This window comes from Streptomyces doebereineriae (assembly GCF_031845645.1).
GTDB classification, from domain to species: Bacteria; Actinomycetota; Actinomycetes; order Streptomycetales; family Streptomycetaceae; genus Streptomyces; species Streptomyces canus.
In genome coordinates, this window is record NZ_JAVREZ010000184.1 from 1 (window position 1) to 475 (window position 475).

Sequence of the window (475 nt, forward strand, 5' to 3'; positions counted from 1 at the left end):
TTCCTCTACATCGACGGCCGCGCAGATGACGTCATCGTCCGAGGGGGATTCAAGGTGGCCCCGGAGACGGTGGTGCGGGCATTGCGCACACATCCGGCCGTCGCCGACGCCGCCGTGGCGCCCATCCCCGATCGCCGTTTGGGCCAGATCCCGGTTGCCGCAGTCGAATTGCGGCCGGGAGCAGAAATCGATGGTGAGGCATTGCGTCAGCATTGCCGTACGGTGCTCACGCCGTATGAGGTGCCCGCCCAGGTGTTCGTGGTCGATGCGCTACCCCGGGGTGCGGCGCTGAAGGTTGACCGTCGGCGTCTGCTGGCCATGCTGGCGGAGCTCGGTGCCGGACAGATCGACGACAACTCCCACTCACAGAACGCCAACAATCCGCAGAAGGAGAATTCATGACTGATGCCGCCATTGTGGAGCGCAGAGGCAACGTCGCGCTCATCACGATCAACCGTCCGGAGGCCCGCAACGC

General features: G+C 65.1%; 1 protein-coding gene. It reads left to right on the forward strand.

Annotation, left to right across the window (positions count from 1 at the left end; all coding sequences use genetic code 11):
- The coding region (locus tag RNB18_RS51360; RefSeq protein WP_449657660.1) for an AMP-binding enzyme at positions 1–402 on the forward strand (402 nt) is incomplete at its 5' end.
- Between the last annotated feature and the right edge of the window lie 73 nt (positions 403–475).